Source organism: Nostoc sp. (assembly GCF_036919575.1).
GTDB lineage: Bacteria > Cyanobacteriota > Cyanobacteriia > Cyanobacteriales > Nostocaceae > Nostoc.
In genome coordinates, this window is the sequence record NZ_JBALBY010000124.1 from 66,204 (window position 1) to 91,706 (window position 25,503).

At 43.2% G+C, this 25,503-nt stretch carries 30 protein-coding genes, 1 tRNA gene and 1 pseudogene; 14 read left to right on the forward strand and 18 right to left on the reverse strand.

From position 1 onward, the window contains the following. The first annotated feature begins 239 nt into the window (after positions 1 to 239). The 3 genes from V7K27_RS33080 to gmk all read left to right on the forward strand — a co-directional run bounded on the left by V7K27_RS33080 (position 240) and on the right by gmk (position 2,304). On the forward strand, positions 240 to 689 hold the full coding sequence (locus tag V7K27_RS33080; RefSeq protein ID WP_334952910.1) for a DUF29 domain-containing protein: 450 nt from the start codon (positions 240 to 242) through the stop codon (positions 687 to 689). A 401-nt stretch (positions 690 to 1,090) separates the two neighbouring features. Beyond that, a complete protein-coding gene (gene remA / locus V7K27_RS33085; protein WP_012410221.1) occupies positions 1,091 to 1,357 on the forward strand; it encodes an extracellular matrix/biofilm regulator RemA in 267 nt (88 codons plus the stop codon). 347 nt (positions 1,358 to 1,704) lie between these two features. Then, positions 1,705 to 2,304: a guanylate kinase gene (gmk, locus tag V7K27_RS33090; protein ID WP_334953022.1), complete on the forward strand. Its 600-nt coding sequence runs from the start codon at positions 1,705 to 1,707 to the stop codon at positions 2,302 to 2,304. Positions 2,305 to 2,507: 203 nt separating this feature from the next. On the opposite strand, the gene V7K27_RS33095 is transcribed toward gmk, so the two are convergent. The 3 genes from V7K27_RS33095 to V7K27_RS33105 all read right to left on the reverse strand — a co-directional run bounded on the left by V7K27_RS33095 (position 2,508) and on the right by V7K27_RS33105 (position 4,116). Next, positions 2,508 to 3,029, reverse strand: coding sequence for a photosystem I reaction center protein subunit XI (locus tag V7K27_RS33095; RefSeq protein WP_334952912.1), 522 nt, complete (start codon positions 3,027 to 3,029; stop codon positions 2,508 to 2,510). Positions 3,030 to 3,432: 403 nt separating this feature from the next. Then, positions 3,433 to 3,582 (reverse strand): photosystem I reaction center subunit IX, encoded by a 150-nt coding sequence (gene psaJ, locus V7K27_RS33100; RefSeq protein WP_094339707.1) that lies wholly within the window; start codon positions 3,580 to 3,582, stop codon positions 3,433 to 3,435. A 39-nt stretch (positions 3,583 to 3,621) separates the two neighbouring features. After that, positions 3,622 to 4,116: a Photosystem I reaction center subunit III gene (locus V7K27_RS33105; RefSeq protein ID WP_334952914.1), complete on the reverse strand. Its 495-nt coding sequence runs from the start codon at positions 4,114 to 4,116 to the stop codon at positions 3,622 to 3,624. 286 nt (positions 4,117 to 4,402) lie between these two features. Between V7K27_RS33105 and tsaD the strand changes: the two genes are divergently transcribed. After that, complete coding sequence (tsaD, locus tag V7K27_RS33110) at positions 4,403 to 5,452, forward strand: tRNA (adenosine(37)-N6)-threonylcarbamoyltransferase complex transferase subunit TsaD (protein ID WP_334952916.1); 1,050 nt, start codon at positions 4,403 to 4,405, stop codon at positions 5,450 to 5,452. A 68-nt stretch (positions 5,453 to 5,520) separates the two neighbouring features. Here tsaD and V7K27_RS33115 read toward each other — a convergent pair whose 3' ends face one another. Together V7K27_RS33115 and V7K27_RS33120 are read right to left on the reverse strand one after the other, a co-directional pair. Next, complete coding sequence (locus V7K27_RS33115) at positions 5,521 to 6,432, reverse strand: alpha/beta fold hydrolase (protein WP_334952918.1); 912 nt, start codon at positions 6,430 to 6,432, stop codon at positions 5,521 to 5,523. 141 nt (positions 6,433 to 6,573) lie between these two features. After that, the gene (locus V7K27_RS33120) at positions 6,574 to 7,296 is read right to left on the reverse strand and encodes a hypothetical protein (protein ID WP_334953024.1); all 723 of its coding nucleotides are present in this window, start codon (positions 7,294 to 7,296) and stop codon (positions 6,574 to 6,576) included. Positions 7,297 to 7,702: 406 nt separating this feature from the next. On the opposite strand from V7K27_RS33120, the gene V7K27_RS33125 reads away from it, so the two are divergent. Then, complete coding sequence (locus tag V7K27_RS33125; RefSeq protein WP_334952920.1) at positions 7,703 to 8,254, forward strand: GNAT family N-acetyltransferase; 552 nt, start codon at positions 7,703 to 7,705, stop codon at positions 8,252 to 8,254. A gap of 299 nt (positions 8,255 to 8,553) precedes the next feature. After that, positions 8,554 to 8,627: transfer RNA gene (locus V7K27_RS33130), tRNA-Pro, on the forward strand. A gap of 445 nt (positions 8,628 to 9,072) precedes the next feature. Here V7K27_RS33130 and V7K27_RS33135 read toward each other — a convergent pair. Next, entirely contained in the window at positions 9,073 to 9,258 is a 186-nt protein-coding gene (locus V7K27_RS33135) for a hypothetical protein (RefSeq protein ID WP_334952922.1), read from the reverse strand. A gap of 522 nt (positions 9,259 to 9,780) precedes the next feature. Between V7K27_RS33135 and V7K27_RS33140 the strand changes: the two genes are divergently transcribed. The 4 genes from V7K27_RS33140 to V7K27_RS33155 all read left to right on the forward strand — a co-directional run bounded on the left by V7K27_RS33140 (position 9,781) and on the right by V7K27_RS33155 (position 13,371). After that, the gene (locus tag V7K27_RS33140; RefSeq protein ID WP_334952923.1) at positions 9,781 to 10,587 is read left to right on the forward strand and encodes a Tic22 family protein; all 807 of its coding nucleotides are present in this window, start codon (positions 9,781 to 9,783) and stop codon (positions 10,585 to 10,587) included. Between the two features lie 25 nt (positions 10,588 to 10,612). After that, positions 10,613 to 11,500 carry a peptide chain release factor N(5)-glutamine methyltransferase gene (prmC, locus tag V7K27_RS33145; RefSeq protein ID WP_334952924.1) on the forward strand — a complete coding sequence of 296 codons (888 nt, stop codon included), beginning with the start codon at positions 10,613 to 10,615 and terminating at the stop codon, positions 11,498 to 11,500. A 192-nt stretch (positions 11,501 to 11,692) separates the two neighbouring features. Then, on the forward strand, positions 11,693 to 12,301 hold the full coding sequence (locus V7K27_RS33150; RefSeq protein ID WP_334952925.1) for an L-threonylcarbamoyladenylate synthase: 609 nt from the start codon (positions 11,693 to 11,695) through the stop codon (positions 12,299 to 12,301). A 128-nt stretch (positions 12,302 to 12,429) separates the two neighbouring features. Then, positions 12,430 to 13,371 carry a sensor histidine kinase gene (locus V7K27_RS33155; RefSeq protein WP_334952927.1) on the forward strand — a complete coding sequence of 314 codons (942 nt, stop codon included), beginning with the start codon at positions 12,430 to 12,432 and terminating at the stop codon, positions 13,369 to 13,371. Here V7K27_RS33155 and V7K27_RS33160 read toward each other — a convergent pair. The 5 genes from V7K27_RS33160 to V7K27_RS33180 form a co-directional block, all read right to left on the reverse strand. Next, positions 13,334 to 13,804, reverse strand: a complete 471-nt coding sequence (locus V7K27_RS33160; protein ID WP_334952929.1) for a GNAT family N-acetyltransferase — start codon at positions 13,802 to 13,804, stop codon at positions 13,334 to 13,336. The two genes, V7K27_RS33155 and V7K27_RS33160, sit on opposite strands and share 38 nt — an antisense overlap. 99 nt (positions 13,805 to 13,903) lie before the next feature. Further along, complete coding sequence (locus tag V7K27_RS33165) at positions 13,904 to 14,317, reverse strand: hypothetical protein (RefSeq protein ID WP_334952930.1); 414 nt, start codon at positions 14,315 to 14,317, stop codon at positions 13,904 to 13,906. A 178-nt stretch (positions 14,318 to 14,495) separates the two neighbouring features. Further along, complete coding sequence (gene secF / locus V7K27_RS33170) at positions 14,496 to 15,473, reverse strand: protein translocase subunit SecF (protein WP_334952932.1); 978 nt, start codon at positions 15,471 to 15,473, stop codon at positions 14,496 to 14,498. After that, positions 15,470 to 16,888, reverse strand: a complete 1,419-nt coding sequence (secD, locus tag V7K27_RS33175; RefSeq protein ID WP_334953026.1) for a protein translocase subunit SecD — start codon at positions 16,886 to 16,888, stop codon at positions 15,470 to 15,472. The genes secF and secD overlap by 4 nt, the downstream gene beginning before the upstream one ends. Positions 16,889 to 17,067: 179 nt before the next feature. Then, positions 17,068 to 18,051 carry an alpha-ketoacid dehydrogenase subunit beta gene (locus tag V7K27_RS33180; RefSeq protein WP_292762059.1) on the reverse strand — a complete coding sequence of 328 codons (984 nt, stop codon included), beginning with the start codon at positions 18,049 to 18,051 and terminating at the stop codon, positions 17,068 to 17,070. 332 nt (positions 18,052 to 18,383) lie between these two features. Between V7K27_RS33180 and V7K27_RS33185 the strand changes: the two genes are divergently transcribed. Beyond that, positions 18,384 to 18,686 carry a DUF6888 family protein gene (locus tag V7K27_RS33185; protein ID WP_334952933.1) on the forward strand — a complete coding sequence of 101 codons (303 nt, stop codon included), beginning with the start codon at positions 18,384 to 18,386 and terminating at the stop codon, positions 18,684 to 18,686. Positions 18,687 to 18,746: 60 nt separating this feature from the next. Continuing rightward, positions 18,747 to 18,824 (forward strand): DUF6887 family protein, encoded by a 78-nt coding sequence (locus tag V7K27_RS36645; protein ID WP_442947669.1) that lies wholly within the window; start codon positions 18,747 to 18,749, stop codon positions 18,822 to 18,824. A 31-nt stretch (positions 18,825 to 18,855) separates the two neighbouring features. Here V7K27_RS36645 and V7K27_RS33190 read toward each other — a convergent pair. Continuing rightward, positions 18,856 to 19,095, reverse strand: a pseudogene (locus V7K27_RS33190) (hypothetical protein); the annotation flags it as partial. Between the two features lie 627 nt (positions 19,096 to 19,722). Between V7K27_RS33190 and V7K27_RS33195 the strand changes: the two are divergent. After that, the gene (locus tag V7K27_RS33195; RefSeq protein ID WP_334953027.1) at positions 19,723 to 20,319 is read left to right on the forward strand and encodes a hypothetical protein; all 597 of its coding nucleotides are present in this window, start codon (positions 19,723 to 19,725) and stop codon (positions 20,317 to 20,319) included. Positions 20,320 to 20,435: 116 nt separating this feature from the next. On the opposite strand, the gene V7K27_RS33200 is transcribed toward V7K27_RS33195, so the two are convergent. From V7K27_RS33200 to V7K27_RS33225, 6 genes are all read right to left on the reverse strand, one after another. After that, positions 20,436 to 20,576, reverse strand: a complete 141-nt coding sequence (locus tag V7K27_RS33200) for a hypothetical protein (RefSeq protein WP_334952935.1) — start codon at positions 20,574 to 20,576, stop codon at positions 20,436 to 20,438. Continuing rightward, complete coding sequence (locus V7K27_RS33205; RefSeq protein ID WP_334952936.1) at positions 20,564 to 20,695, reverse strand: hypothetical protein; 132 nt, start codon at positions 20,693 to 20,695, stop codon at positions 20,564 to 20,566. The genes V7K27_RS33200 and V7K27_RS33205 overlap by 13 nt, the downstream gene beginning before the upstream one ends. Before the next feature lie 111 nt (positions 20,696 to 20,806). After that, on the reverse strand, positions 20,807 to 21,244 hold the full coding sequence (locus tag V7K27_RS33210; protein ID WP_334952937.1) for a type II toxin-antitoxin system VapC family toxin: 438 nt from the start codon (positions 21,242 to 21,244) through the stop codon (positions 20,807 to 20,809). Next, positions 21,241 to 21,495, reverse strand: a complete 255-nt coding sequence (locus V7K27_RS33215; protein WP_334952938.1) for a hypothetical protein — start codon at positions 21,493 to 21,495, stop codon at positions 21,241 to 21,243. The genes V7K27_RS33210 and V7K27_RS33215 overlap by 4 nt, the downstream gene beginning before the upstream one ends. A 163-nt stretch (positions 21,496 to 21,658) precedes the next feature. After that, positions 21,659 to 22,639 carry a porphobilinogen synthase gene (gene hemB / locus V7K27_RS33220; protein WP_334952939.1) on the reverse strand — a complete coding sequence of 327 codons (981 nt, stop codon included), beginning with the start codon at positions 22,637 to 22,639 and terminating at the stop codon, positions 21,659 to 21,661. 517 nt (positions 22,640 to 23,156) lie between these two features. Beyond that, positions 23,157 to 23,516, reverse strand: a complete 360-nt coding sequence (locus V7K27_RS33225; RefSeq protein WP_334952940.1) for a DUF4870 domain-containing protein — start codon at positions 23,514 to 23,516, stop codon at positions 23,157 to 23,159. 123 nt (positions 23,517 to 23,639) lie between these two features. On the opposite strand from V7K27_RS33225, the gene prfC reads away from it, so the two are divergent. After that, positions 23,640 to 25,268, forward strand: a complete 1,629-nt coding sequence (prfC, locus tag V7K27_RS33230) for a peptide chain release factor 3 (RefSeq protein WP_334952941.1) — start codon at positions 23,640 to 23,642, stop codon at positions 25,266 to 25,268. Positions 25,269 to 25,503: the final 235 nt, after the last annotated feature.

Consider the following 25,503-nt stretch of genomic DNA (forward strand, 5'->3'; position numbering starts at 1 on the left):
TTAGAAACCGCGTCTACACGAGGCTTTACCCACCTCCGTGGGTTAAGAATCCTTGATTTTGTATTAGTCCACGGAGGTGGACTAAGTTTTGTGTAGCCGCGTTCGCGTCAGCGTGCCGGAGGCTCTATTCCATTCGCCAAGGCTTAAGTTGACACCAATGACTCCCCACTCCCCACTCCCTACTCCCTACTCCCTACTCCCGCCCCGAAGAGGATTGTAAATTAGGAGAATATTAAATAATGTCTAATATACTCACTCAAATTCTCTATGAACAGGATTATCACTTGTGGTTAGAAAGTACGTTGAAACAACTGCAAGAAGGAGATTTAGAGCATCTTGATTGGGAGCATTTGATTGAAGAGATTGAAAGATTGGGTAATGAACAGAAACATAAGCTCGAAAGTTATCTACTGCAACTTCTCAAACATCTGCTTTTATATCAACATTGGAGTCTTCCTGAATATAAAAATCATTGGGAAGTGGAAATTGATAATTTTCGGGTGGAACTCAGGAAATTAACCAAATCTAAAAACCTCTACAACTATCTGCTCACAATGCTTGAAGAAGTCTACATTGATGCGCTACGACAAACAAAAAAGAAAAGTGGATTGAATTGTTTTCCGCAAACTTGTCCTTATAGCATTGAGCAAATTTTAGATGTGGATTATTTACCACCATTTATTTCTTGATAAGAGTTTAAGTAAGTGGGTCAAATTAAATATAAAACCTCACTCTGCCTCCGGCTTCCCTCTCCTTACCAAGGAGAGGGATTGAGGGTGAGGTTTTATCTTATATTTAATTGTGCCTTCCTACTTAATCAATGAAATGCTTACGCTGCATTCATTTTGAATTTTGAATTTTGAATTTTGAATTACGCAAAGCGGTACTAGCCTGTATCAGTATGATTTAGCCTATGTCTTTGGGAAGATTTTCAGCAAATATAGCTGATAAACAGCTAAAAAAAAGCAGACATTATTTTAAAACGAATGCTGGCTTGAATTTAAGCGTTGTAACTCCCGTTTTTTGGCGATAACATGAGGATAAGTTTATTTTAAGCTTTTCAAACCGCGTTTGGCATCAGTTTTTTTTTATGGAGATTCAGTTAATCAACATCGGTTTTGGTAACATCGTGTCTGCCAACCGAGTAGTTGCTATTGTCAGTCCAGAGTCTGCCCCGATTAAGCGGATTATTACCGATGCACGGGACAGAGGTCAACTGATTGATGCAACTTACGGTCGTCGGACTAGAGCTGTAATTATTACAGATTCCAGCCACGTAATTCTGTCAGCGATTCAGCCGGAAACAGTAGCGAATCGCTTTGTTATTTCCCGCGATCATCAAACTGTAGATAATTGACTATAGCAATCCTATTTGAGTTATGAAAATTATCGAACTGGCATCTCCTAGAGACGCCGCTATTGCGTTGGCGTTGGCGTTAGCGTCTCAGAAAGAGAAGCCTCTCGTAGAGAAGCGTCTCCTAGAGAAGAACGCCAAGAGAAGAAACAGAAAAGTTCATAAATCATTTAGGACTGCTATAGGAGTGGATTAACAATCCCACTTCTATTTACATCATATCGACAGTACTATGTGAATTAGACAAATTTTCTGTCACACTTGCTACAAATTCTTTAGTCACTAGTGGACTTGTCCAGGAGTACAAGATTAATGAATAATAACTATTGATTGATTCACAGGTTGAAGGGATGATGCCAGTTTTACCCATCCAGAATAGTGCTACTACCGAAGAATGCTTACATTTAGGCAGGTTAATTGTTTTAACTGGCCCCAGTGGGGTCGGTAAAGGCACTTTAATGCGATCGCTCCTACAACGTCATTCGGAACTATATTATTCCGTATCCGTGACGACTCGTTCTCCCCGTCCAGGGGAAATCGAGGGCAAAAATTATTACTTTATTAGCCGCAGTAAGTTTGAACAATTAGTTGCTGAAGGTGAATTTTTGGAATGGGCAGAATTTGCTGGTAACTATTACGGCACTCCGCGTGAAGCTGTGCTTAACCAAATTAATTCCGGTAAGTTAGTAGTGCTGGAAATTGAACTAGAAGGGGCAAGACAAATTCGTGCTTCCTTCCCCAGTGCCCTGAGAATTTTTATTTTACCGCCTTCCTTTGATGAATTAGAGAAACGGATACGCTCTCGTGCCCAAGACTCTGAAGAAGCGATCGCCCGTCGTCTACTCCGCGCCAAAGAAGAAATTCAAGCCGCAGATGAATTTGATATTCAAATCGTTAATGACGATTTTGAAATTGCTTTAAATGATATTGAAGCGGTTTTGTTTAAATAAGTTAAGAGTTAGAAGTTATAGCGCTTTTCAGTTGAGTCTAATACAGACCTAACAAGAACAGCCCCTTCCCTTGTAGGGAAGGGGAGTAAGATTCAAAGCCTCTCTCCTTTTAGGAGAGAGGAATGGAAGTGAGGTCAGAGTGTGTTGCATATAAACGAAAAGCGCTATATGAATTTAAACTCCTAACTCCTAACTCCTAGAAATTAACCAAATAGACCTTGAATTAGTGCCAAATTACTAGTCAAAAAGTAAGCAACTACTGCACCACCAATACCACCAATCAAGAAAGAACTGGCGAAGTTGTTCCAGCTTTCTTTAGAGTTAAAAGCATCTACGGGAGGCTTGGGTACGGTAACGCTAGCAAGTGCTTTGGGTGGATTGCTATTGGCATACAGAGATAGGACGCCGGTAAGAAGAACAACCAAGCCAATAGCCCCTAGTAAGCCAGCTAAGTTAGCATTATCTGTATCCCGCAGTGGTCCCAATTTGGCAAAGGGTCCAAATAGCCAGTAACCGTGAGCCTGTCCAACTTCTAAACCGCGTCTGCCAGCGCTAAGATCTGGACGATAGGCAGGTAAGTTATTAATGAACCACTTGCTCAAGGGAGAAGCATTAACCGGGGTTTCTAGATTGCCAATCTGCGGATCGCGGAATGCGGGAAAAACAACTTCCCGATTTCTAGGATCGCTGGCAAGATTCTTTGATGCATCTACTGCTTGTGCCATATTTTACGTTCGCCTCTAAATTAAAATGGTGGCATTTTTATATTAATAATAATTGCGGCTAAATATGTCTTTTGGCTAGGAAGTTTAGAAAAATTAATTTAGCTACTTTTCAGACTGTGAAACTCGCGATCTGTAAACAGAATCACGAGTTTCAAAAAACTATTTTTGCTGCCTATTTTGGTGATAATTCTGCCTAACTAAGCTGAATAGATCAACTACACAATATTAGGCAAAAAGCAAGACATTCAACTGTCCTAAATCCCATTTGACCAGCAATTTTAGATTTTGGTGCGCTTCCAGCGCAACTTGGATTTTGGATTCAAAGAATTTTTTGCTTCATGCCCATACCTTGTGGTAGTGCCAATCCAAAATCGCAAATCCAAAATCCAAAATTGTTTGACACTTATGGCAGTGGGTGGAAAAGCAGGTCAGGGAAAAAGCGGTTGAATTCAATCAAGATACCTGCTGTGATGGTCAGCCAGATGGTAGCTGCCACGGGCGCTGTGGAAATGAATTTAATCAAATAAGCTGATTGGTCGCCTTTGTCTGCCATGAATTTAGCCTCCAAAACAAATGAATTAGTTAAGCTGATTTAGCGTGGGGAAATGGGGATTTCTGAATCCTTGGCTGCTAATTTGCCAGAGAGAAGTTCTTGGACTGCTGCTGCTGGCCAAGCAAAGCCTGTGGCGATGATGGGTAGTGCCAAACCAAGATCGATTTGGACTTCTTTTAGTTCAGTGTCAGATTCCTTTTTGATCGCTTGCAGATAGGCACGACCTACCCAACCAATCCAACCAGCAATATATAAAAACAGAATGCTAGGGATTAGGAAGTCACCAGCATGATCTAGACGACTATCAACAATCAAGTGAGGGTATCCCTCAGGACCGCACAGCGCCTGAGAATAACGCTCAAACCGCTTTTTCCCTGATTCGGGGTCAGCAGTGGTATTACGGGCATTAGCTGCTAGCTCTTGGAAAGCGGGATTGTCCTTGCACGGTGTCAAATTAGCCCCTAAAGCTTGTGCTGGGGGGGCAAAATTGAACCAAAGACAAATCGCTAACATCAAAGCAAACAATCGTCGCATAGAGATGTTTCCTTTTATTACAAAACAAAAAGTTCTTTGTACAAAACGAAGCGGCTTGTACAGTTGTTTATTTGCATAACTAGGTAGTCATCATACTCTTGGGTGGGAACCGAGTAAAGTTTAAGTAAATAAAAGTTAAAGTTTCTCAACCAAAATAAAGTGCTGAGTCCTGTTAGCGGATAGCTAGGGTTTAGCCCGTGCCGAGTATAAGAATTGTTGTTGTAGGGTAGTAAAGAAGCAAGATTTTCTCTCTATTACTCAGGACTCAGGACTCAGCACTCAAGAAATGGCAACCGTTTTAGCAATAGAAACAAGCTGTGATGAAACTGCCGTCGCAATTGTTAACAATCGTCAAGTTTACAGCAGTATCGTCGCCTCGCAAATTCCAGTCCATCAGCAGTATGGTGGGGTAGTGCCAGAAGTAGCGTCTCGCCAGCACTTGGAAATGATCAATGTTGCGATCGCACAAGCCTTAGAGCAAGCCCAACTAGACTGGGGAAAAATTGACGCAATTGCCGCCACTTGTGCCCCTGGACTTGTAGGAGCGCTATTGGTGGGGTTAACTGCTGCCAAAACCCTGGCGATGGTACACAACAAGCCATTTTTGGGAGTTCATCACCTCGAAGGTCACATTTACGCAACTTATTTGAGCGAATCAACTTTAAATCCCCCCTTCCTTAGCTTACTGGTTTCAGGCGGACATACAAGCTTGATTTATGTCAAAGATTGTGGTAATTACGAAACATTGGGACAAACTCGTGATGATGCTGCGGGTGAAGCCTTTGATAAAGTGGCGCGATTGTTAAAGCTGGGTTATCCCGGTGGGCCAATGATTGACAAGTTGGCACAACAGGGCAATCCCCAAGCCTTTGCCCTACCAGAAGGAAAAGTTTCTCTACCGGGCGGGGGGTTTCATCGTTATGATACGAGTTTTAGTGGGTTAAAAACGGCTGTATTGCGTTTAGTGCAGCAGTTAGAGAAAGATGGTAGACAAGTGCCAGTGGCAGATGTAGCAGCTAGCTTTCAGGAAACCGTAGCGCGATCGCTGACCAAAAGAGCGATCGCCTGTGCCCTAGACTATGGTTTAGACACAATTGCTGTTGGTGGTGGTGTAGCAGCTAATAGCGGGTTGAGAAAAAACCTCCAAGCCGCCGCCATTGAACATAACCTACGCGTCCTATTCCCCCCTCTGAAATTCTGTACCGATAACGCCGCCATGATCGGCTGTGCCGCCTCAGATCATCTATCATGTGGTCATACATCCTCCATCACACTGGGCGTTGAGTCTAGGTTAGCGCTTACCCAGGTGATGAAGTTGTATCAACCTGTTGAGTAGTCATTTGTCATTAGTCATTTGTCATTTGTAACTACTAATGACCAATGACTAATGACTAATGACTCTTGCTATAGACTTTTGACTATCGACCGGATGTGATCAGCCACTACATCCGGCTGTTCCAACATCGCTAGGTGTCCGCAATCAGGAATTTCCAAAACATTGTCACCACAATATTGAAACAGTCTGTGAAAGCTAGCTAAATGGCGTACATACTTGGGTTCCATAACCTTATCTTCGGCACCAGCCAAAAAATAAACTGGCTGCTTCAATTGCGATACTAGCTCAGGTAAACGATTGATTTCTTCCTCAGTTGTGGAGTCTAACAGACTTCCCAGAGCTGCTTCCGGGTCAGCCACAACGAAATCAATCAGCCTCTGACGTGCCCAATAGCGATCCAAAGGACGTACCACACTGGCTCTAGTAAACAGCAAATCAATCAAAGGCACTTGGGACAGCCAACGCGGACGCACTTGCAAGAATTTCTGACCCGCCGAGCGAAACTGCTCAAAGGCTTCTTTGAGGTAAATACCACCGCCAGCGTTGATACAGATAACTCCTTTAACACACTCAGGTATTTGATCTGCTCCCCAAAGAGCGATCGTACCTCCCAAAGAGTGACCAATTAGCCAAGCACTGGTAATATTCAGCTGTTTCAGGAGAATTGCTAAATCGTGAGCATAGGCAGCAGGAGTATAAAGAGAATCGAAAGGCGAACCAACCGTACTACTAGAGATGGGCGTAAGACTCAGAGACGTTTGTGCCCGACTAAAATCGGTTTTTACCTGGGACTGGGATTCACCAAAACCCCGCAAATCATAGGAAAGGCACTGTAAATCATCTGATAGGCGGGAAATCAGAGGTTGCCAATATCCACGGCTATTTAGCCAACCGTGGATAAATACTAAAGCATGGGGGCAGGAAGTGGGAGCCGTTAGCTCGTATGCGTGTGGAACGCCTAAGATTTCAATAGTTGCCATACTTATATCGTACCCCTAAGAGTGGGTGCGACTAAATACGGAATAGGAAGAGAGTTAGAAGTTAGAAGTTAGAAGTTAGGAGTGAGGAATTGTTAATTTTTAACTCATAACTCATAACTCATAACTCATAACTCATAACTTTTATAATTTTCCCAGCAACCTCTGTCCCACTCCTTCAGCAATTTTGTGACCGAGATATTCAGGAATGAGGCTTTCATTTGGCCCCAATAAGTAAAGAATTAGCCGTGTACGTCCCCGCCAAACCAGTAAATTGGCATTGACTACCAGCAGGTCTTCCTGCCAGATGGCGTACATCACTTTGTAAAATAATCCTGGTTGATTATCGGCTTCAATCACTAGGGCAGGGAGATGAAAGACCGGATCGACATAGAACTCTGTTTGTACCTGCTCTAAGCCAGTGTCAAGATTGAATTCTACTGCCAGCATCTCTTCTACCTCAAACCGACCTCCTAAAGCCTCACGAATGGCGCGACAGACATTTTCTGCGGTTTTCTCGGTCAAGGCTTTACTACCACGAGACACCAACAGCTTGATAAAAACTAACATTGGCGGACGGATTTGACCGTATAGACTCAGACCGTGGACAGTCAACCCATAAGCTGCTAGTACACCAAAAATATCGCTGAGGAGAAAAGACTGGTTGCGATAAGCAAAATGCAAGGCGCTTTTGCTACCTTCCGGTTTCAGTTCAATAACAGCGCGTCTAGTTTTATACAGACGGTAGGCTAGCCGTAAATTTTGCAGCTGAATCTCACTGCTGACGAATTGCTCATAAAACTGGGGAAACGCTCGGTTAAAGCGCTTTAGGAGTTCCAGTGTTGAAGATTTTAAACCAGAAGCCATTGTTAAAGGTAAGACTCGCTTGCTTTCGTCACCTGGGGACTGTGGACTGAGGATTGGGGAAAAATTTTTCCAATCCCTTGTATACAATTCACTCCTAAGCTAACGTGCATTTAAATTCTATATGAGCAATTGCCAGGATTAGGTTTTTCGATTTTGAATGCGTGAATTTTGAATTGCCTATATCCTTAACCTTTTGGTGAATTTATCCTAGTCTTTACACAAAATGCTAAAGTTGAAAATGATTGGTGTGAAACACGCTCTAACTGGCTGTTGCCATTGCAAATCCCGAAAGCAACCGAAAAATTTTGAGTGTCAGGGGTAGTAAATGGAGGTAGCTATGTTAAACGTGAATCAACGCTCCTGAGAGTGGAAACCAATTAAGTTATACTACCCGAACCACGTTGGCATGGGTTTTTGGAAAACTTGGTTTAGTACTCCTGAATCTGTAGCGACAACTAGGACAAACCCCTTTGAAGAGCATACAGCGCAAACTGCGGGCAACTCGAACTCCAGCAGCATTAGCGAAGCTTCTTCAAAGGAGGCTCGCATCGTCTTCAGCACGGAGCGAGACATTGACCTATATGAGCTAGAAGAACTCTGTGATGCAGTTGGTTGGTCGCGTCGTCCTCTAAGAAAAGTGAAAAAAGCTATTGAGCATAGTTTTCTTGTCGCCTCAATGTGGCAGGTGAGAGGAAACCAAAAGCGGCTCATTGGTTTTGCCCGCGCTACCTCAGATCACGCGTTTAATGCCACTATTTGGGATGTGGTGGTTCACCCAGACTTTCAAAGTCAAGGACTGGGCAAAGCACTGATGAAATATGTTCTCAAAAAACTTAGGAGTGAAGAAATTAGTAATGTCACTCTCTTCGCCGACCCCCATGTTGTAGATTTCTACCGAACTATGGGGTTTATGGCTGATCCAGAAGGCATCAAAGGTATGTTCTGGTATCCTCACTAGCCCTCAATCAAAATAAAACCCGATTCGCCCAATAAAATCAGGTATAATAGTGAAAATCTATTATTTTGATGTGGTTTTGCTTTTTTTCTGCCGACGAACGAACAAGTATATCTCTTGTAAAACTAAGTCGGCAAAAAACCTTTGTCAGTGTAAGAATGTAATCTATCTTGTTTTTGCAAAAGATGAAAAATATTAGGCATAAGCCGTGTTATCTGATATAATGGAATTAATGCTTTTGCGAAAGCCCGATCGCTTTGATGGTAAGTTAAAACCAAACCAAAAAAGTAGATAAATCTCACCGGGATGTAGCGCAGCTTGGTAGCGCGCCTGCTTTGGGAGCAGGATGCCGCAGGTTCAAATCCTGTCATCCCGATTTAACGTGTCGCGGAAGTCCCCACGATTGTCTGGTAAGAGGCATAATGTCTTGACCATGAATGCCATAAGCGAAAACCATTAGCTTTTAGGTATATGTCGCAAGAGAAAGATTTGGGTCTTGGGAACCAGGACTGCTGACAAGAGGAGGGAATGTCAGACCTTCTAGTACTACGAAGTCCTAGAGGCTGTTCCCGGTGAATTGGGAGAGCTACGTCCGTCTTACGGCGGGGTAGTTCACTTAATAGACTTAACAGTTAGAGCGCATTGACTAGAGTTGTTTTGCTAAATTTGATTGCATATTTTTACTGAGAAGAACAATTAGGCTGTTCTCCTGTTGGAGGCTAACAGGCAAATTTCGTACGTAAGTGACACTGAGCTTTATATATAGGAATCATATTTGATTTCTGAAAAAATCTCGGTAGTCTTGTAGTAGCCTGTCATGGCTAAAATGATTGCAAAAAAATTGCTTTGTTGGGGAGCCACTGCGTTGCGCGGGTTAAGAGCGTTGTAGCAAGTGGCGTTGGAGGCAAAGCGTAACCCAACATCCTGATAATCAGTTGGGTTGCGCTCCGCTCCACCCAACCTACGTCTAATGCACTATTAAAGCCATGAGGGTCTACTACGTGCATTTCACTAATCTTATACTAGTCCTATAGATTTAAAAAGATATTAAAGCCAGCGCAGATGGAACGATTGATTAACTAATAGCGTCACCTGATATTAGAAAAAGCCGATAAAATGGCGTTTATCATCTCCAAGGTTCCAGAGATGGAGAGATTTTTCAGTGTTTGATAAGACATATAATAGGCATCTACGGTATTTGGCGGTGAATAGGGAAGTGAAAGGGAGAAAAACACAACGTTAGCACAGTCAATTTGTGAAAACGAGACTATAGCAACCCAAAATAGTTGCGGAATATTGGATTTTGACCGTTGACCCTCCGGGTATGCCTCCGGCACGCCAAGGGCGAACGGCAGTCCCTCTTTGTTGGAACAACAAGACCGGGCTGCCTCACGGTTAACACTCAACCTCAACGCGCACAATGAATTTTTCACAACTGAAATATATTGCTATATAACTGAAGCTAGTTGGTGCTGTGCAAATCCAACTATTTGTTTAATTTAATTGGACTATTGATGCGAGGAGCAGTCATGAAATCATTTATTCGATTGGGCGCAACATTGGGTATAGCTGGCAGTGTATTTTTAGCGGGACTTTCAGGAATAGGCAATCTACCAGGAATAGGCAATCTAGAGGCGATCGCCTTGCCACAAGATCAGGTAGTGAAAAAGCTCCAAGAAGTACCCGTATTTACGCTGACCAATCCTAAAGGCGAATTCGTAGTTCTTTCGAGGAAAAACGAATCCAAGACGATCTCGCAAGTGGGATTTTTTATTAGCAAGCAAGATGCTCAAAAATTCCTTGATAATCGGCTCAAAAAAGAAAATCCACAGTTGGCAAGCACGCTACAGGTAAGACCTTTATCTTTGGCAGACTACTATAAAATAGTCCAAGAAAGCAAAAAGAAATCAGACTCTGTAATTTATACTTTAGTGCCGACACAACAACAGGTAGCTTCGGCAACAAGTATGCTGAATCAGAATGGTCAAAAAGGAAAGCAATTCAATGGTATTCCCTTATTTGTACCCAAATTTAAGAAAGATAATAGTTATTTGACCATTCCGGTTCCAAAAGGCAACGAGCGATTAATTCCATTCTTTTTTGAAAAAGAACAAGCAGTGGCTCTGTTAGACCAATTCAAAAAAGCCGTGCCCAAGGAAGCAGACAACACTGAGATTCAGGTCGTGGATTTGTACGGTGTTCTGGAGGCTCTCAATAGTAGCAACGATCCTGGTATAAATAAAATTGTTCTGTATCCATCGCGGGAGTCGATCAATTTTATTCGCTCGCTTGCGCCGAATCAATCACCAGCTGCTGCGCCCGCTCCGAAAAAATAACGGATATGCACTCCAAGGTTGAGGCATGGGGGAGAAACATCTGATAGTTTCTGGTTTACAACTTTGGCAGTGGCGGAATGCAGCTATTAAAGGAGCGATCGCCTCTGATGTCCCACCAACGGAGGTAGATTGGCTACTCCTAGAAGTTGCTGGGTTAGACCGCTTGGCACTCCGTTTGGAGTCTTTTAAAAACTGGCCGCAAATTCAGTTGCAATTGCCTCTAGAAGAGTTAGACCAGTTATGGCAGAGGCGATTAAATGACCGCTTACCAGTGCAGTATATTGCCGGAGTTACACCTTGGCGTCACTTTCAAATCGTGGTGTCGAGTGCGGTTTTGATTCCCAGACCAGAAACAGAGAGCTTAATTGATTTAGCGGCAGATGCTAGTAATACTTCAGGACACTGGGCGGATTTGGGGACTGGGAGTGGAGTGATCGCACTGGGATTAGCAGATGTCTTGCCAAAAGCGACAATTCATGCTGTAGATTATAGTTTAGAAGCTCTGGCGATCGCTCAAGCCAACGCCGATAATTTGGGTTTTGCTGACCGGATTACATTTTATCAAGGTTCCTGGTGGGAGCCACTGGCATTGTTAAAAGGTCAGTTCAGTGGTATGGTGTCGAACCCCCCTTACATACCCACCAGCACCTTACCTAGCCTGCAACCAGAAGTAGTTAACCATGAACCACATCTAGCTTTGGATGGTGGCGCTGATGGCTTAGATTGCATTCGCCATTTGATAGAAATTTCTCCCAGCTATTTGCAACCTGGTGGCGTGTGGCTGATTGAGATGATGGCTGGACAGGCCGATGCAGTGCGAGAACTTTTGCAAAATCAAGGTAATTATTGCAATATTCAAATTCACGCGGACTTAGCTGGAATTGAACGCTTCGCCCTAGCTTATAGAAGTTAGGGTTTCTCTTACTCAATTTGCCTACAGCACATTTCATCTGAATGAGGTACACAAGGGCGGGCAGGATGCCCACCCCACAAGATGGATAATTTTTTTGGAAGTTACTAAAGTGCTGTAAGTGCCATTACACCCAACTTAAAAGTTATATTTCTTTATATATATTGAATTGTTCTCGCCGACTTAGTTAGTAAGATGACGCAAGTTTCCCTCGCAGACCTAATAGTTGGCGCACGCGCTGGGCTGTTGGTGAGCTTTCCCACCGATACTGTTCCTGCACTGGCGACGATACCAGAAAAAGCAGCATTAATTTTTGCGGCGAAGCAACGCAGTCAGGATAAACCTTTGATTTTGATGGCGGCTACTGCTGAAGATTTGTGGCTGTATGTCAAAGGTAGTGATAGTGAGTATAAAGTTTGGCAAGAACTAGCAGATAAATATTGGCCAGGAGGGCTGACGCTAGTTTTACCAGCGAGCGATCGCCTGCCAAAAGTTATGAACCCCATCGACCCAACAACAATCGGTATCCGAGTACCGAAGAGTGCGATCGCTCAAACTATTTTGGCGCAAACAGGCCCTCTTGCTACTACTAGCGCCAATTTTTCTGGTCAGCCACCTTTGCAAACGATCGCAGAAATTGAGACTCAGTTTCCCCAGGTTCTAACTCTAACAACGACAGAATACCAGGGTGAAATGCCAGGGATGGGTATACCTTCTACCGTTGCTAAATGGACAGGGATAAATTGGCAAATTTTGCGGCAAGGTGCGATCAAGTTAGATTTATCGAGTGATAAGCAGATATAGGTAGCTATAATATTGTTTTCCTGATTTGAACAACTTTGTAAAAGAGGGGACTTAAACCCTTTAATTTACGAGAACCCTTTCCTCTCAGCCCTAACAGGGACTGAGTTTCCCGCATCCCATATATTCCTATGAATTCGAGCAACTGGATATATCTAGGAGCAGGAATAGCACTAGGTATGGTTTTTGGTAGGTTATTTGTGCGATGGCTACGCCCAAAGCAGGCATCGTCAAACTTTTCATCTAGCTCATCCCCAGTAGCGCTATTAGCTCAAGAGGATATGCCACCAATATCGCAACAGCTACAACAAACGCAGCTGGCATACCAAATGGCAAGGGAAATGAGCCAGTTTAAAGCTGGTTTTTTGGCGCGGACTACCCATGAATTGCGATCGCCCCTAAATGGTCTGATTGGCTTGCATCAGTTAATTTTGTCCGATTTGTGTGAAGATCCAGCTGAAGAGCGAGAATTTATTGCCCAAGCTCATGAGCGAACGCTAAAGTTGCTCAAACTGATCGATGAAATTCTCAGCGTTGCTAGAGTTGAACACGGTACCAATAAATTAGATATTCAGCCCAGACCCTTAGCCGAAATTTTGGAGGAGGTTCATAACTTAACTTATATGCTGGCGGCAAATCGCAATTTTCCCTTGCAATTGTTACCCACCGACCCAGAAATTTATGTTTTGGCAGATTACCTCTGGCTCCGCCAAATATTAATAAGTTTAATAGACACTGCTATTATTCAAATGGAGGAAGGCAGCATTTGTATTTCTACCAGCACTGTCCCTACAGGTAATTTTGTCAACATTTGGCTGGATGTACCAACCCATGCCATACTCTGGAGCGAGCCGATTGATTTGATCAAATCTGAAGACCAGCCGACCCAGATTTACCAAGAAAACGCTGCTCTTTCCCCAGGAATGAGGCTATTAATCAATCAGACTCTGGTGGAAGTTATGGGAGGAAAATTAGAAATCCTGCCCTCGACCATTGCGAAGGAACCACTTCAGCAACTTACCAGACTCCAAATCTCTATCCCCCTAGTGATTCCTGAAGCTGATCTTCTGTAGCTGGAACGAAAGCAAGGTTAGCTTGGTTATATAGCACCATCGTAGTGGTCGTGTTGGGCTGGAAACCAATCTTTTCGTAGAAACCCTGCTGGTGAGTAGTCATCAGGTAAACGCGCTCAACTCGCCTCATGCGGGGATGACTCAAAACGGTTTCCACTAAATTGCTTCCCAGCCCACTATTTTGATATTCTGGATGAATCACAACATCCCAAATCGTGGCGCGATATATGCCATCAGATGTTGCTCTAGCAAAGCCAATGAGTCGATCGCGAAGGCAGATGGAAATTACTGGCTCACTATTGGCAATGGCTATACCTAAATCTTCAATACTGCGGCCTTTTGCCCAGAAAGCTGAAACGTTTAACAGTTCTTGGAGTTGGTAAAGGTTAATTTCGGACTTGCGGTCATTAAATTGAATCTGAGACTCGTTCATCTATGGCATCCACTTTTGGCAGTATCTTTAAGTATAGTTAAGTCCTATTTTGCCAGAAATTGCTGTACGTGTATATGTATATGCAACGAGAAAGAAAAATTATTGACAAACCCACTTCCACAGAGGATGAGTTGCTCCCTGTTGACGTATCCGATAAACTTGTTTTTCTAAACGTTGTTTTTCCTGCTGTGGTAGTCCGAGTAAAATATTCCGACTTTGCCAAACTAAAACAGCAGCAGTCATCCCAATACAAAAGGCTAAACCGAAGGTAGACAGTGGATGGTAGAAAAGTCCATATCTCACTGCTACCCAGGTAAAATATTGTTCCCACAGAGAAATTTCTGCACGTAGACCCCACAAGGAAACAGGCCCAATGGTCAGCCATAAACAGCCGACAAATAGCCACCTCCCATATACTGTCAGCCGATGTAGCCTTTGGACTTGTTGAGCAAACGATGGGTCAGATTTCTCAAAGTCTGGGACAGTGTTTAATGGTTCTTCCGGTTGATCCATAGGGGATTAACAATTCAAAATTCAAAATTCAAAATTCAAAATGCTTTAACCCAATTGTGAAACACACACAAGTTTAACAAAGTTTAGGGGTTTAATTCCCCTGCCTAACGACGGCAACACGTTTTGATGCCTAATTAAAATCCCAGTTACAAAACTTAATTACGAATTACGAATTATTTTAACTATCCTGGGAACTGGCAGATGTATCAATCGATTCAGGGCTATTTCCCACGCTTGTTTCACCCTTGCGCTCTCGCCACCAAGCTAAAAGAGAACCGGCGATGAAAATACTTGAATAAGCGCCCATCGTGAAGCCAATAATCAAAGCTAGAGAAAAGTTTCTTAGGGTTTCGCCACCAAATAGGAATAGGGAAAATAATGTTAGTAAAACGGTAAACGTGGTATTAATTGATCGCGTTAAAGTTTGATTGATTGCATCATCAACAACTTTGTCAATGTGATCGTTAGGATGTAGATGCAGTATTTCCCGAATGCGATCGTAGATGACCACGGTATCTGTCACCGAGAAACCAGTAATAGTCAAAATAGCAACGACGAAAAGGCTATCAACTTCAATACCTGCGACTAATCCCAAGATGGAAAAAACACCCAGTGTAATCAAAACATCATGGAACAAGGCAATAATTGCGATTACGGCATAGTCCACCTGGAACCGCACACTTAAATAAACAACGATCGCCGCGAAGGAGACAAGCAGAGCTAATAACCCTTGGGAAAATAGTTGACGACCAAGTGTTGGTCCAACGGTGTCAATTTGGGTGGCTTTCGGGTCAAAGGCTCCAATTTTTTCAGTCAAAGCTGTTTGCAACTGGGTGCGTTGCTCGACATCTAATGTCTTTGTGCGAATGGATATTCCCTGTTGCTTTTGACCAACAACTTGGATGCTACTATTATTTAGCTTCTGAGCGTCAACTACTTCCCTGACATCAGAGATATCAATCGCTTGAGTGCAGTTGTTTGGTTGTGTACAATCGCGTTCAAATTGTAGTCGCGTACCACCAACAAAATCTAAACTGGGACGTAGCGGTGCGCCTAGTTGTTGCCAAGAAATCACCATCGCCACGATGCCAATAATCATTAGGGTGGCAGAAATTGTCCACCATAATCCTCGCTGTTTGACGACACTAAGTTTCATGACTGCACCTCTGCACCAGACTTAATTGAAGTTGAGAGATTGGGACAAAACAATTCTGGCTTACGCAAGTTGGGAAATTGCAATGATACGAACAGCAGTGTGCGACTACAAGTAATGGCAGTAAACAAATTCACCCCCAACCCTAACGCTAATGTCAAAGCAAAGCCTTTAACTAAACCTGCTCCTAAGAAAAACAGGGCTGCACAAGAAATTAATGATGTGACATGACTATCTAAAATGCTAGACCAAGCTCGGTAGAATCCTGATTCTACAGAACGATATAAAGTTTTACCAGCGCGTAGTTCTTCACGGGTGCGCTCAAAAATCAATACATTAGCATCAACTGCCATGCCGATACTGAGGATAAACCCAGCAATACCGGGGAGAGTTAATGTCACGCCTAACAAAGCGAAGGTGGCATAGGTCAATAGCGCATAGATAATCAAAGCAAAGTCAGCAATTAACCCTGGTAGTCGGTAGTAAACTAACATGAAAACTAATACTAACAGCAATCCGCCACTACCAGCGTAAATACTGCGTTGAATACTATCTTTACCTAAAGTTGCCCCAACAGTGCGGTTTTCGACGATTTGCACTGGTAAGGGTAAAGCACCACCCCGTAGCTGCACACCTAAGTTGTTGGCTTCTTGGGCGGTAAACCTACCTGTAATTACAGCAGCACCACCACTAATACCACTAGCAGCAAATTCTGGCCCGACACTCGGAGCGCTGATCAGTTCATTGTCTAGAAAAATGCCAATGCTGCGTCCTGTACCGGCAAGTTTTTTCGTCAGTTCGGCAAACAGTTCACCACCCTTTTGGTCGAAGCGAATGGCAACATTCCAATTGTTGTTTTGAGTGGGTTCACCGGCTGCATCTTTGAGGAATTTCCCTGCCAGTGGGGGATTCGTGCTTTCAAACAATTCAGCGATCGCTTGATTATTTTTCTGCAAATCTTGCTGATTTTTGAGAATTGCTGCTTGATCGTTACTCTTGATCAAATCTTGCTGCTTGGCTTTCAATTCAGCTCGTGATGATTGGAAAGCAAACAGTTGGGTTTCCGTACCAGGCTTTTGCGTGCGAAATTCTAACTGCGCCGTACCCCCTAGAACCCGTTCAGCTTGCTGTGGATCGCTGACTCCGGGTAACTGCACGAGGATTTGATCTTTGCCTACAGTTTGTACCACTGGTTCCGAAACGCCAAGACCGTTAATGCGACCTTCAACTATTTTTTTCACGGCTTCCAATTCGCGGTCGGTGATTTGCTTAATCTCCGGTGTTGTTTTCACTTGAATTGTGAGCTGTGAGCCTCCGCGCAAGTCCAGTCCTAGCGGAATCGAAATTGTGTTAATCACCACAATGGCGGCGATTATCAGGACTACAATCAAAATTAAAAGCGATCGCTGTCTTTGCATACTATAACTCGCAACTGACAAAGGCTATAATAGCTTTCTTTTGTACAGTTATGAATGGGGAGTGGGGAGTGGGGAATGGGGAATGGGGAGTGGGGAATGGGGAATGGGGAATGGGGAGTAGTAGTTGAATTTTTTCCCTACTCCCTACTCCCTACTCCCTACTCCCTACTCCCTACTCCCTACACTCGCAACGCTACCATTTTTTCCACAGCTTCTACTATTTGCTCTGGTTGGACGATTGTTAGTCGCTCCAGATTGCCATTGTAAGGCGTGGGGATATCTTGGGAAGAAAGCCGCAGTACTGGCGCATCTAATTCATCAAATAAGCGATCGTTAATTGAAGCGATGACTTCTGCTCCGATGCCCGCAGTTCGCATGGATTCTTCCACCACAATCACTTTATGGGTTTTACGTATTGATGCGCCAATGGTATCAAAATCTAATGGCTTGAGCGAGATTAAATCAATAACTTCTGGATCATAACCTTGTTTTTCCAAAGTTTTCACCGCTTGCAGCACATGATGCCGCATCCGCGAATAAGTGATAATTGTGACGTCCTTTCCTTGACGCACAACTTCTGCTTTATCTAGGGGGAGTAAATATTCTTCTTCTGGTAAATCTTCTTTCAAGTTGTAAAGCAGAACATGTTCAAAGAACAACACGGGGTTATCATCGCGGATAGCTGATTTTAGTAGTCCTTTGGCGTTTCTTGGTGTAGAGCAGGCAACAATCTTCAACCCTGGCACAGCTTGGAAATAGGTTTCTAGTCGCTGGGAATGTTCTGCTCCTAGTTGTCGTCCGACACCACCAGGGCCGCGAATTACCATTGGAATTTTAAAATTACCGCCAGAAGTGTAGCGCAGCATCCCAGCGTTGTTGGCTATTTGGTTGAAGGCGAGCAGTAAAAAGCCCATATTCATACCTTCGATGATGGGACGTAACCCAGTCATCGCAGCTCCCACGGCCATACCGGTAAAGCTATTTTCCGCGATGGGGGTGTCTAGAACGCGGAGTTCACCATATTTTTGGTACAGGTCTTTGGTAACTTTATAGGAACCGCCGTAGTGTCCGACGTCTTCACCGAGAACAAATACGCTGGAGTCACGCGCCATTTCTTCATCAATGGCTTCCCGCAAGGCGTTGAAGAATAGTGTTTCTGCCATTTAGACCTTTTAGTACGATTATGGTTTTAGAATTTTATCGTGCTGCTGTCGCAAATACGGTGAGCGATCGCACTAGTTAGAGATTGTTTGCATAAACCGCCCCTAGCACAGAGCGAGTAATTCCCATAACTATATCAAAGCTATTTAATTTAGATTTTAGAGGTTTTATCAGCGATCGCCTCCCACTCTGGCAAAGGAGGCCAACCCTATATTTATGTACTATCACGGAGACAATCTCCATAAAATGTGTTTAGATAACTTCACGATTGAAAGATACCAACCTGACTGAAGTCACGCCAAAGTAAAAAATCTGTTGTAGCAATAATTTAAATATGCCTACTGTAGAACAATTGAAAACGTTGTTTATCTTAAGTTTTAGGGCTACTAAAATGTATTTACCTGTGTTTTTAGTGCGAATCGATGAACGAACAAAAAATATTGTCATTCTCGCTGGTCAAGAAAATAAAAAACTCCATCCACTCTTGGGATGGAGTTTTTGGGCATGGGGAATGGGGCATGGGGCATGGGGCATGGGGAAGAAGTTGCCAATGCCCTGTTTGGCCAATGCCCCAAGCGACGGGGCGACTATCCCTCTACAGACACCTGGGGATGGAGTTTCCCGTTGCTTTCAATGAAATTATAATTTACCTAAACGGGAAGTGGAGATATGTATGACTAAACCAGATTTTATGACAATGCCCCGTGCCCAATTGCGTCAATATATCCTTGACCATAGAGAAGATGATCGGGTAGATTTACAATTTCGTGGTTAACTAGAAGCGGTTGATAATTAGATTTCCCCGCGTGCTGCGACTTTTCAAGCTGAGAGATTTGATTTGGTTCTGATAATGCTGTAAAGGGAATTTCTTCTAATACACCATCTGCGACAATTACCAAACGCTTTTTCCCCAACTTTCCTGAAACGGGCGCAAGGATAAGCTGGCTAAGTTCAGTTGCAGCTTGGGTAATTTCTTGAAAATCTTTGGCTTTTTGCTCTGGGAGTAACTTCTGGCAGTCAATACCTGGTTTTTGACATTTTCTCAATAGTTCCTTGAACTTTCCTGCTGATGTTTCTATCGCTTCGCGTCCAGGGAGTTCGTAGCTATTGATGGAATTAGGAGTGACTTCCTAACGGGAGGCTACGGTGTACACACAAGTCATCGAATTACCCAAAAATCTTGAAAAACCTCACCCTGTCCTAACGGACATCCCTCTCCTTGGTAAGGAGAGGGAAAGATTTACCCTTGGGTAATCTTGGGTGAGGTTTTGATTTGTGAGTTGTAGAGTCAATTTGGATAAAGAATTTTCGACTTGTGTGTACACAGTAGAACGCGAGGCGGAGGAAATGAGAGGGATTAGAGGTGATAATAGTTATTGAGAAAGTAAAGGTAACTTTGATATGTCTTATAAAGTTAGCATCGTTATCGAAAAAGATGAACATGGATATTATGCCTGACGGGAGTTATAGTCTAATCCATGAGAGTTATTCCAATACGGTTCGGATAAGGTTTTTTAATGACACGTCCTAGATTGCAAAGACGCGATAAATCGCCGTCTCTTGCCTTAACCGAACCGTATTGAGAGTTATTCTGGATGTCAATGTTTGGATTTCAGCGTTATTATGGGGTGGTCTTCCTGGTAAGACTTTATTGCGTGAAAACCTTTACTGATATGCCATATAGTGATTTCACTTTAGAGAAAGTCAAACAAAACTTTCAAATAAATACTATTGAAAGTTCTGATATCTTTGCTAAGATACCTGATATAGAATGCAGTGAATTATTAAAAGAAATTCTTCAATATAATTTACCTATAGCTATTGCTAGTAATAGTGAAAAAGCTCGCTCTGAGATGATTATTTCTCCAATTTTACTAGATTTGAGACGACAATTAAATGATCAGATAAATTTATTCTCTGGTGTTGAATTCAATGTTGATGCGGCACAAGGTTTAAATGGAATCTGTGATTTTATAATTACCCGTTCTCCAGAAAGACTAATTATCACTGCACCAGTCATTATTATTGTGGAAGCTAAAAAAGAAAACATTCCTGCTGGTTTAGGACAATGTGTAGCCGAAATGTTAGCAGCAAGAATATTTAACGAACGAGCAGGTAATGAAAATTTGATAATTTCTGGAACTGTCACAACTGGAAGTATTTGGCAATTTTTAAAATTAGAAGGTCAATCTATCCAGATTGATTTAAGTGAATATTATCTTAAAGATGTCAATAAAATTTTAGGAATCTTAGCTAGTGGTGTACGCTGAAAAAAATTATAGTTGCTCCCGTCGCACTTCCTTTACCATCTTGCTAATTTCTTCAAGAGTCGGCTGATTGGGGTCAGGGCTTAATTCCTCAATTCGCCGAAACCATTATTTTATGTCTAAATCTTTCTGTATTTTTTTAAAACAATAGAGTCTTCTATCAGAGAAACCTCGTATTCATCACCAGGACGAAGTTGTGCTTTTATTTCATCTGGTAGTTCTAGTTCACCTTCGGGTATCACTTTGATCACAAAATCCATAATTGACAACCTTCTTTTTCATATTTTGATGTTAACTGTGTTTCGCTTGCGATCACAATCCCTAAAACACCCGCTCGAAAGGTTTTTGACGATCGCATCGGTACTTTGCGATTTATCATTCGTCAGTCAGGATTACCTCGTGTTTTTTTTGAAGCTACTTAAACCGAAAAAGCCTTTTTAGCTTTATACTGAACTTGCGTAGGCGTAGCCCGTCGTAGACATCGCAATCCCTAAAATACTCGCTCAAATGGCTTTTTCCGATAACGCCGATAAATATTAAAATCACTATCCAAAGTAGCGTAGGCGTAGCCCGCCGCAGGCATCGCAGTAAGATCCAAACGCTCTGAAATGACAATCAAGGATAAATCTGCAAAATCCCCTGGTAAATCTCTGTACTGAGTATTCAACTCAGCAATACGCGAAAAATCTTGCGGCAATAGTTGCTCACACTCGTAGAGTTGTTTAGCAACATCTAGAAGAAACTCGTTTTGTGTACGCCAATCAAAGTTGAGCAACCACACCACTTCTGCAATACAAATGGGCGTAGTTACCAGCCTAGAAGTACAGTTCTCAAAGAAGCGACGCACCTCTTGGTGATGCTGAACTCTGGCGCTGTAGTACGCAAACAAAAAGCCGCTATCTGCGAGTATAAGCGGATAGTAGCTCATGGGTGGCGCTTATTGAGATATTGAGCGATCGCTTTCTTCCGATTTGAGCGTTCCGATAAATCCGTTGGTGCATCTTGCAGCAGATGTTCAGGATGTCCACCCCGCCTCTCAACCAAAGTTTTACCCGCTTGTAAGGTTAGCCACCGTTCAGCAATCAAGCGTCGGATCAATTCACTCTTGTCAGTTTGCTCTTGAGCCAAGATATCGGCTAACTGCCGTTCTGTTTCTTCCTCCAGCCTGACACTGAGCATAGTTTTGTCATACTCGCAATACACGTATAACGCGGATTAGTTAAATTTTATTTGAATTTCGCACTAGCCAAACCTAAAATACAAAAAATCTCACGCCCAAACACCAAAACACAACTCTGTGCCTCTGCGTGAGATTTCTTAAATACTTACTCAATCACACACCTTACTTTAACCATCGTGCTGCATCTTTGGCATGGTAAGTCAAAATCAAATCTGCACCAGCGCGTTTAAACCCAGTTAAAGTTTCCAAAACTACCCGCTCCTCATCAATCCAACCATTGAGAGCCGCAGCTTTCACCATCGCATACTCACCAGAAACATTGTAAGCCGCAACTGGTAAGTTACTCGCTTCTTTCACCCGCCAGATAATGTCCATGTATGCCAAGGCTGGCTTAACCATGAGCATATCAGCACCTTCAGCAATATCCAATTCAATCTCTTTAATTGCTTCGCGGGCGTTACCTGGGTCCATTTGATAAGTTCTTCTGTCTCCAAATTGTGGTGTCGAGTCTGCCGCATCCCGAAATGGGCCATAATAACCCGAAGCATACTTAGCAGCATAAGACAAAATCGGCGTATCTTGAAATCCTGCTTCATCCAAACCCACGCGAATTGCCTGGACAAAGCCATCCATCATTCCCGAAGGCGCGATGATATCAGCACCGGCGTTTGCTTGAGAAACTGCTGTTTTTTTCAGCAATTCTAACGTTGGGTCATTTAAAACTCGTCCTGTTAAATCACCAACTTGCAGATAACCACAATGACCGTGACTGGTATATTCACACAAACAAGTATCAGCAATTACAATCAAATCTGGTACTGCTGCTTTTACCGCCGTCGCTGCCTTTTGGACGATACCGCAATCATGCCAAGCACCAGTGGCATCGACATCTTTATCAGCCGGAATCCCAAATAGAATAATCGCAGGAATTCCTAAGTCATAAACTTCTTTTGCTTCTTCGACAATTTTATCTACCGAAAGTTGGTAGACTCCGGGCATTGATTTCACCTCATTAGCGATTCCCTCACCTGGTACGGCAAATAATGGATAGATTAAATCGCTTGTTGTCAAAACAGTTTCACGAACCATCCGGCGGAGTTGGGGATGGGTACGCAGACGGCGGGGGCGATGTATAGGAAACATAAAATTTTATGAAGAAAAACAACGCAAATGGACACAAAACAAAGCGTCACAAAAGCAGGCTAAAATTTTCCTGCCGTCGGACAGACTACAAACAGTGCTTAACTGTCCCTTGCCCTACTCTTAATCAAGTTGTGGGGCAATTTTGTATTCTACAGCTTGGTTGCACCTATCCGACGGACTGGAAAAAAATAACATATAGCAGTCTGCTTTGATTTCTGAAATTATTTGTGTAGACAGGGAGTGGGGAGTGGGGAGTGGGGAAGAAGCCTTTTTGGGGTGTACTGATTTTTTTCAAAAATCAAATACGAGTCCTATAGTAAGCAATTCAAAATTCAAAATTCAAAATGGTAAGACCCTCTGTTGGCAAAAATTGTGGTAATTGGGTGTGTGCAAACTCAAGGCACAACAGCTTAATAAAAAATAACTGACAATTACCAATGCCCAATTCTTCGGCTTCGCTACTTCGACGCCGCTCAGTACAAGTCAGTACAAGTGCCCAATGCCCATACCCATAGTGTTAAAAAACTCGGAAAATATAGGGATAACGAAAGGGTACATCAGGATTGTTGAAAACTCCGATGAGCGCCCAAATTGTTAATCCCCAGTGCAATAAATATCCCAGACCGGCTAGTGGCCCCAACAATAATAGAGGTAACACTAACCAACCGAATAGAAAAAACAGCGCTCCGAGAATTCCTCCATAAAGCCAGACGTTAAAGTGGAAATTGATCGATTCTCTAGCGTTTTCTTTAACAACAGGATCATCAGATACGAGCAGTATGGCAATAGGTATACCTACAGATATCACCGTTGTGCTGAAAAAAATCGCTCCATGTGACAGAGCAGATAGAAGCTTTCGCTTGTCTGTGTCGTACATTGTTTTCTCCTATTTAGTTAGATTGTTGGTTATATTACGACCCTATCATGAGCATCGTTGTCTTAAGATTAAAAGACTTGCCAGAGTCAAAAAAATTAAGCTTGCTAACAAACAAATACACTTATGTCTACTGAACTTGAGTCTGAACTTATTCAAGCGGTTGAACTTCGCCGCAACTTTGCGATTATATCTCACCCTGATGCGGGTAAAACGACACTAACAGAAAAACTACTCCTGTACGGAGGTGCAATTCACGAAGCTGGGGCGGTTAAAGCGCGACGGGCGCAGCGTAAGGCTACCTCTGACTGGATGGCGATGGAACAACAACGGGGTATTTCTATTACCTCGACAGTGTTGCAATTTGAATACCGGAACTGTCAAATAAATTTATTAGACACCCCCGGACACCAAGACTTCAGTGAAGATACTTATCGCACTCTCGCCGCCGCCGATAATGCCGTGATGCTGATTGATGCGGCAAAAGGTTTGGAACCCCAAACCCGCAAATTGTTTGAAGTGTGTAAGTTGCGGGGTATCCCGATCTTTACATTTATCAACAAGCTCGATCGCCCAGGCAGGGAACCTCTAGAACTGTTGGATGAAATTGAGCAAGAATTGGGATTGCAAACCTATGCGGTTAATTGGCCGATTGGTATGGGCGATCGCTTTAAAGGTGTTTTTGACCGACACAAGCAACAAATTCACCTGTTTGAACGCAGCGCCCACGGTAGCCGAGAAGCCCGTGATACGATAGTGGAATTAGGTGATCCAAGAATAGAAGAACAGCTAGAACAAAGCCTGTACTACCAACTAAAAAATGATCTGGAACTGTTAGAAGGAGTTGGACCAGAGTTAGATTTGCAGTTGGTACACGAAGGCAAAATGACGCCTGTGTTCTTTGGTAGCGCCATGACTAACTTTGGGGTAGAGTTATTCCTCAAGTATTTCCTTGACTATGCCCTCAAACCCGGTTCTCACTACAGCAGTCTTGGCGAAGTTGCCCCTACATACCCGGAGTTTTCGGGATTTGTCTTCAAACTGCAAGCGAACATGGACCCGAAACACCGCGATCGCGTCGCATTTATCCGGGTCTGCACTGGTAAGTTTGAAAAAGATATGATGGTGAATCACGCCCGAATTGGTAAATCCATCCGTCTATCTCGCCCGCAAAAACTCTTTGCCCAAGAGCGGGAATCGATTGATGTGGCTTATCCTGGCGATGTGATTGGTTTGAACAATCCCGGTGTTTTTGCGATCGGGGATACAATTTACACGGGACAAAAGCTCGAATATGAGGGCATTCCGTATTTCTCGCCGGAACTGTTTGCGACGCTGAGGAATCCCAACCCCTCGAAGTCTAAACAATTCCAAAAAGGCGTTGCGGAATTGCGCGAAGAAGGTGCTGTGCAAATTATGTATTCAACTGATGAAGCCAAGCGCGATCCAATTTTGGCGGCGGTGGGTCAGTTGCAATTTGAGGTGGTGCAGTTCCGCTTACAAAATGAGTATGGTGTAGAAACCCTACTAGAGGTATTGCCCTACACTGTCGCCCGTTGGGTTGAGGGTGGTTGGGAAGCATTAGAAAAAGTGGGACGAATATTCAATACCACTACAGTTAAAGACAGCATGGGACGCCCAGTGTTGCTATTCCGCAATGAATGGAATTGTCAACAGTTATTGGGCGACCATCCAGAGTTAAAATTAAGCGCGATCGCTCCAGTATTTTCTAGTCAACAACCAGTGGAGGAATGAAGGTGAATACAGAATTCAGAATTCAGAATTCAGAATTCAGAATTCAGAATTCAGAATTCAGAATCCAGAATCCAGAATTCAGAATTAGTTTTACAGAAGACTCAACTGAATTCTGACGACTGACATCTTTATTCAATCTTGATCGTTCACTTGACAAGTTTAACTGGGGGCGGTTGAGTTCCACGGCATCCGAGGTTCGCGCTTTTGCCCAAACGTGGATCACTTAGAAGAGATT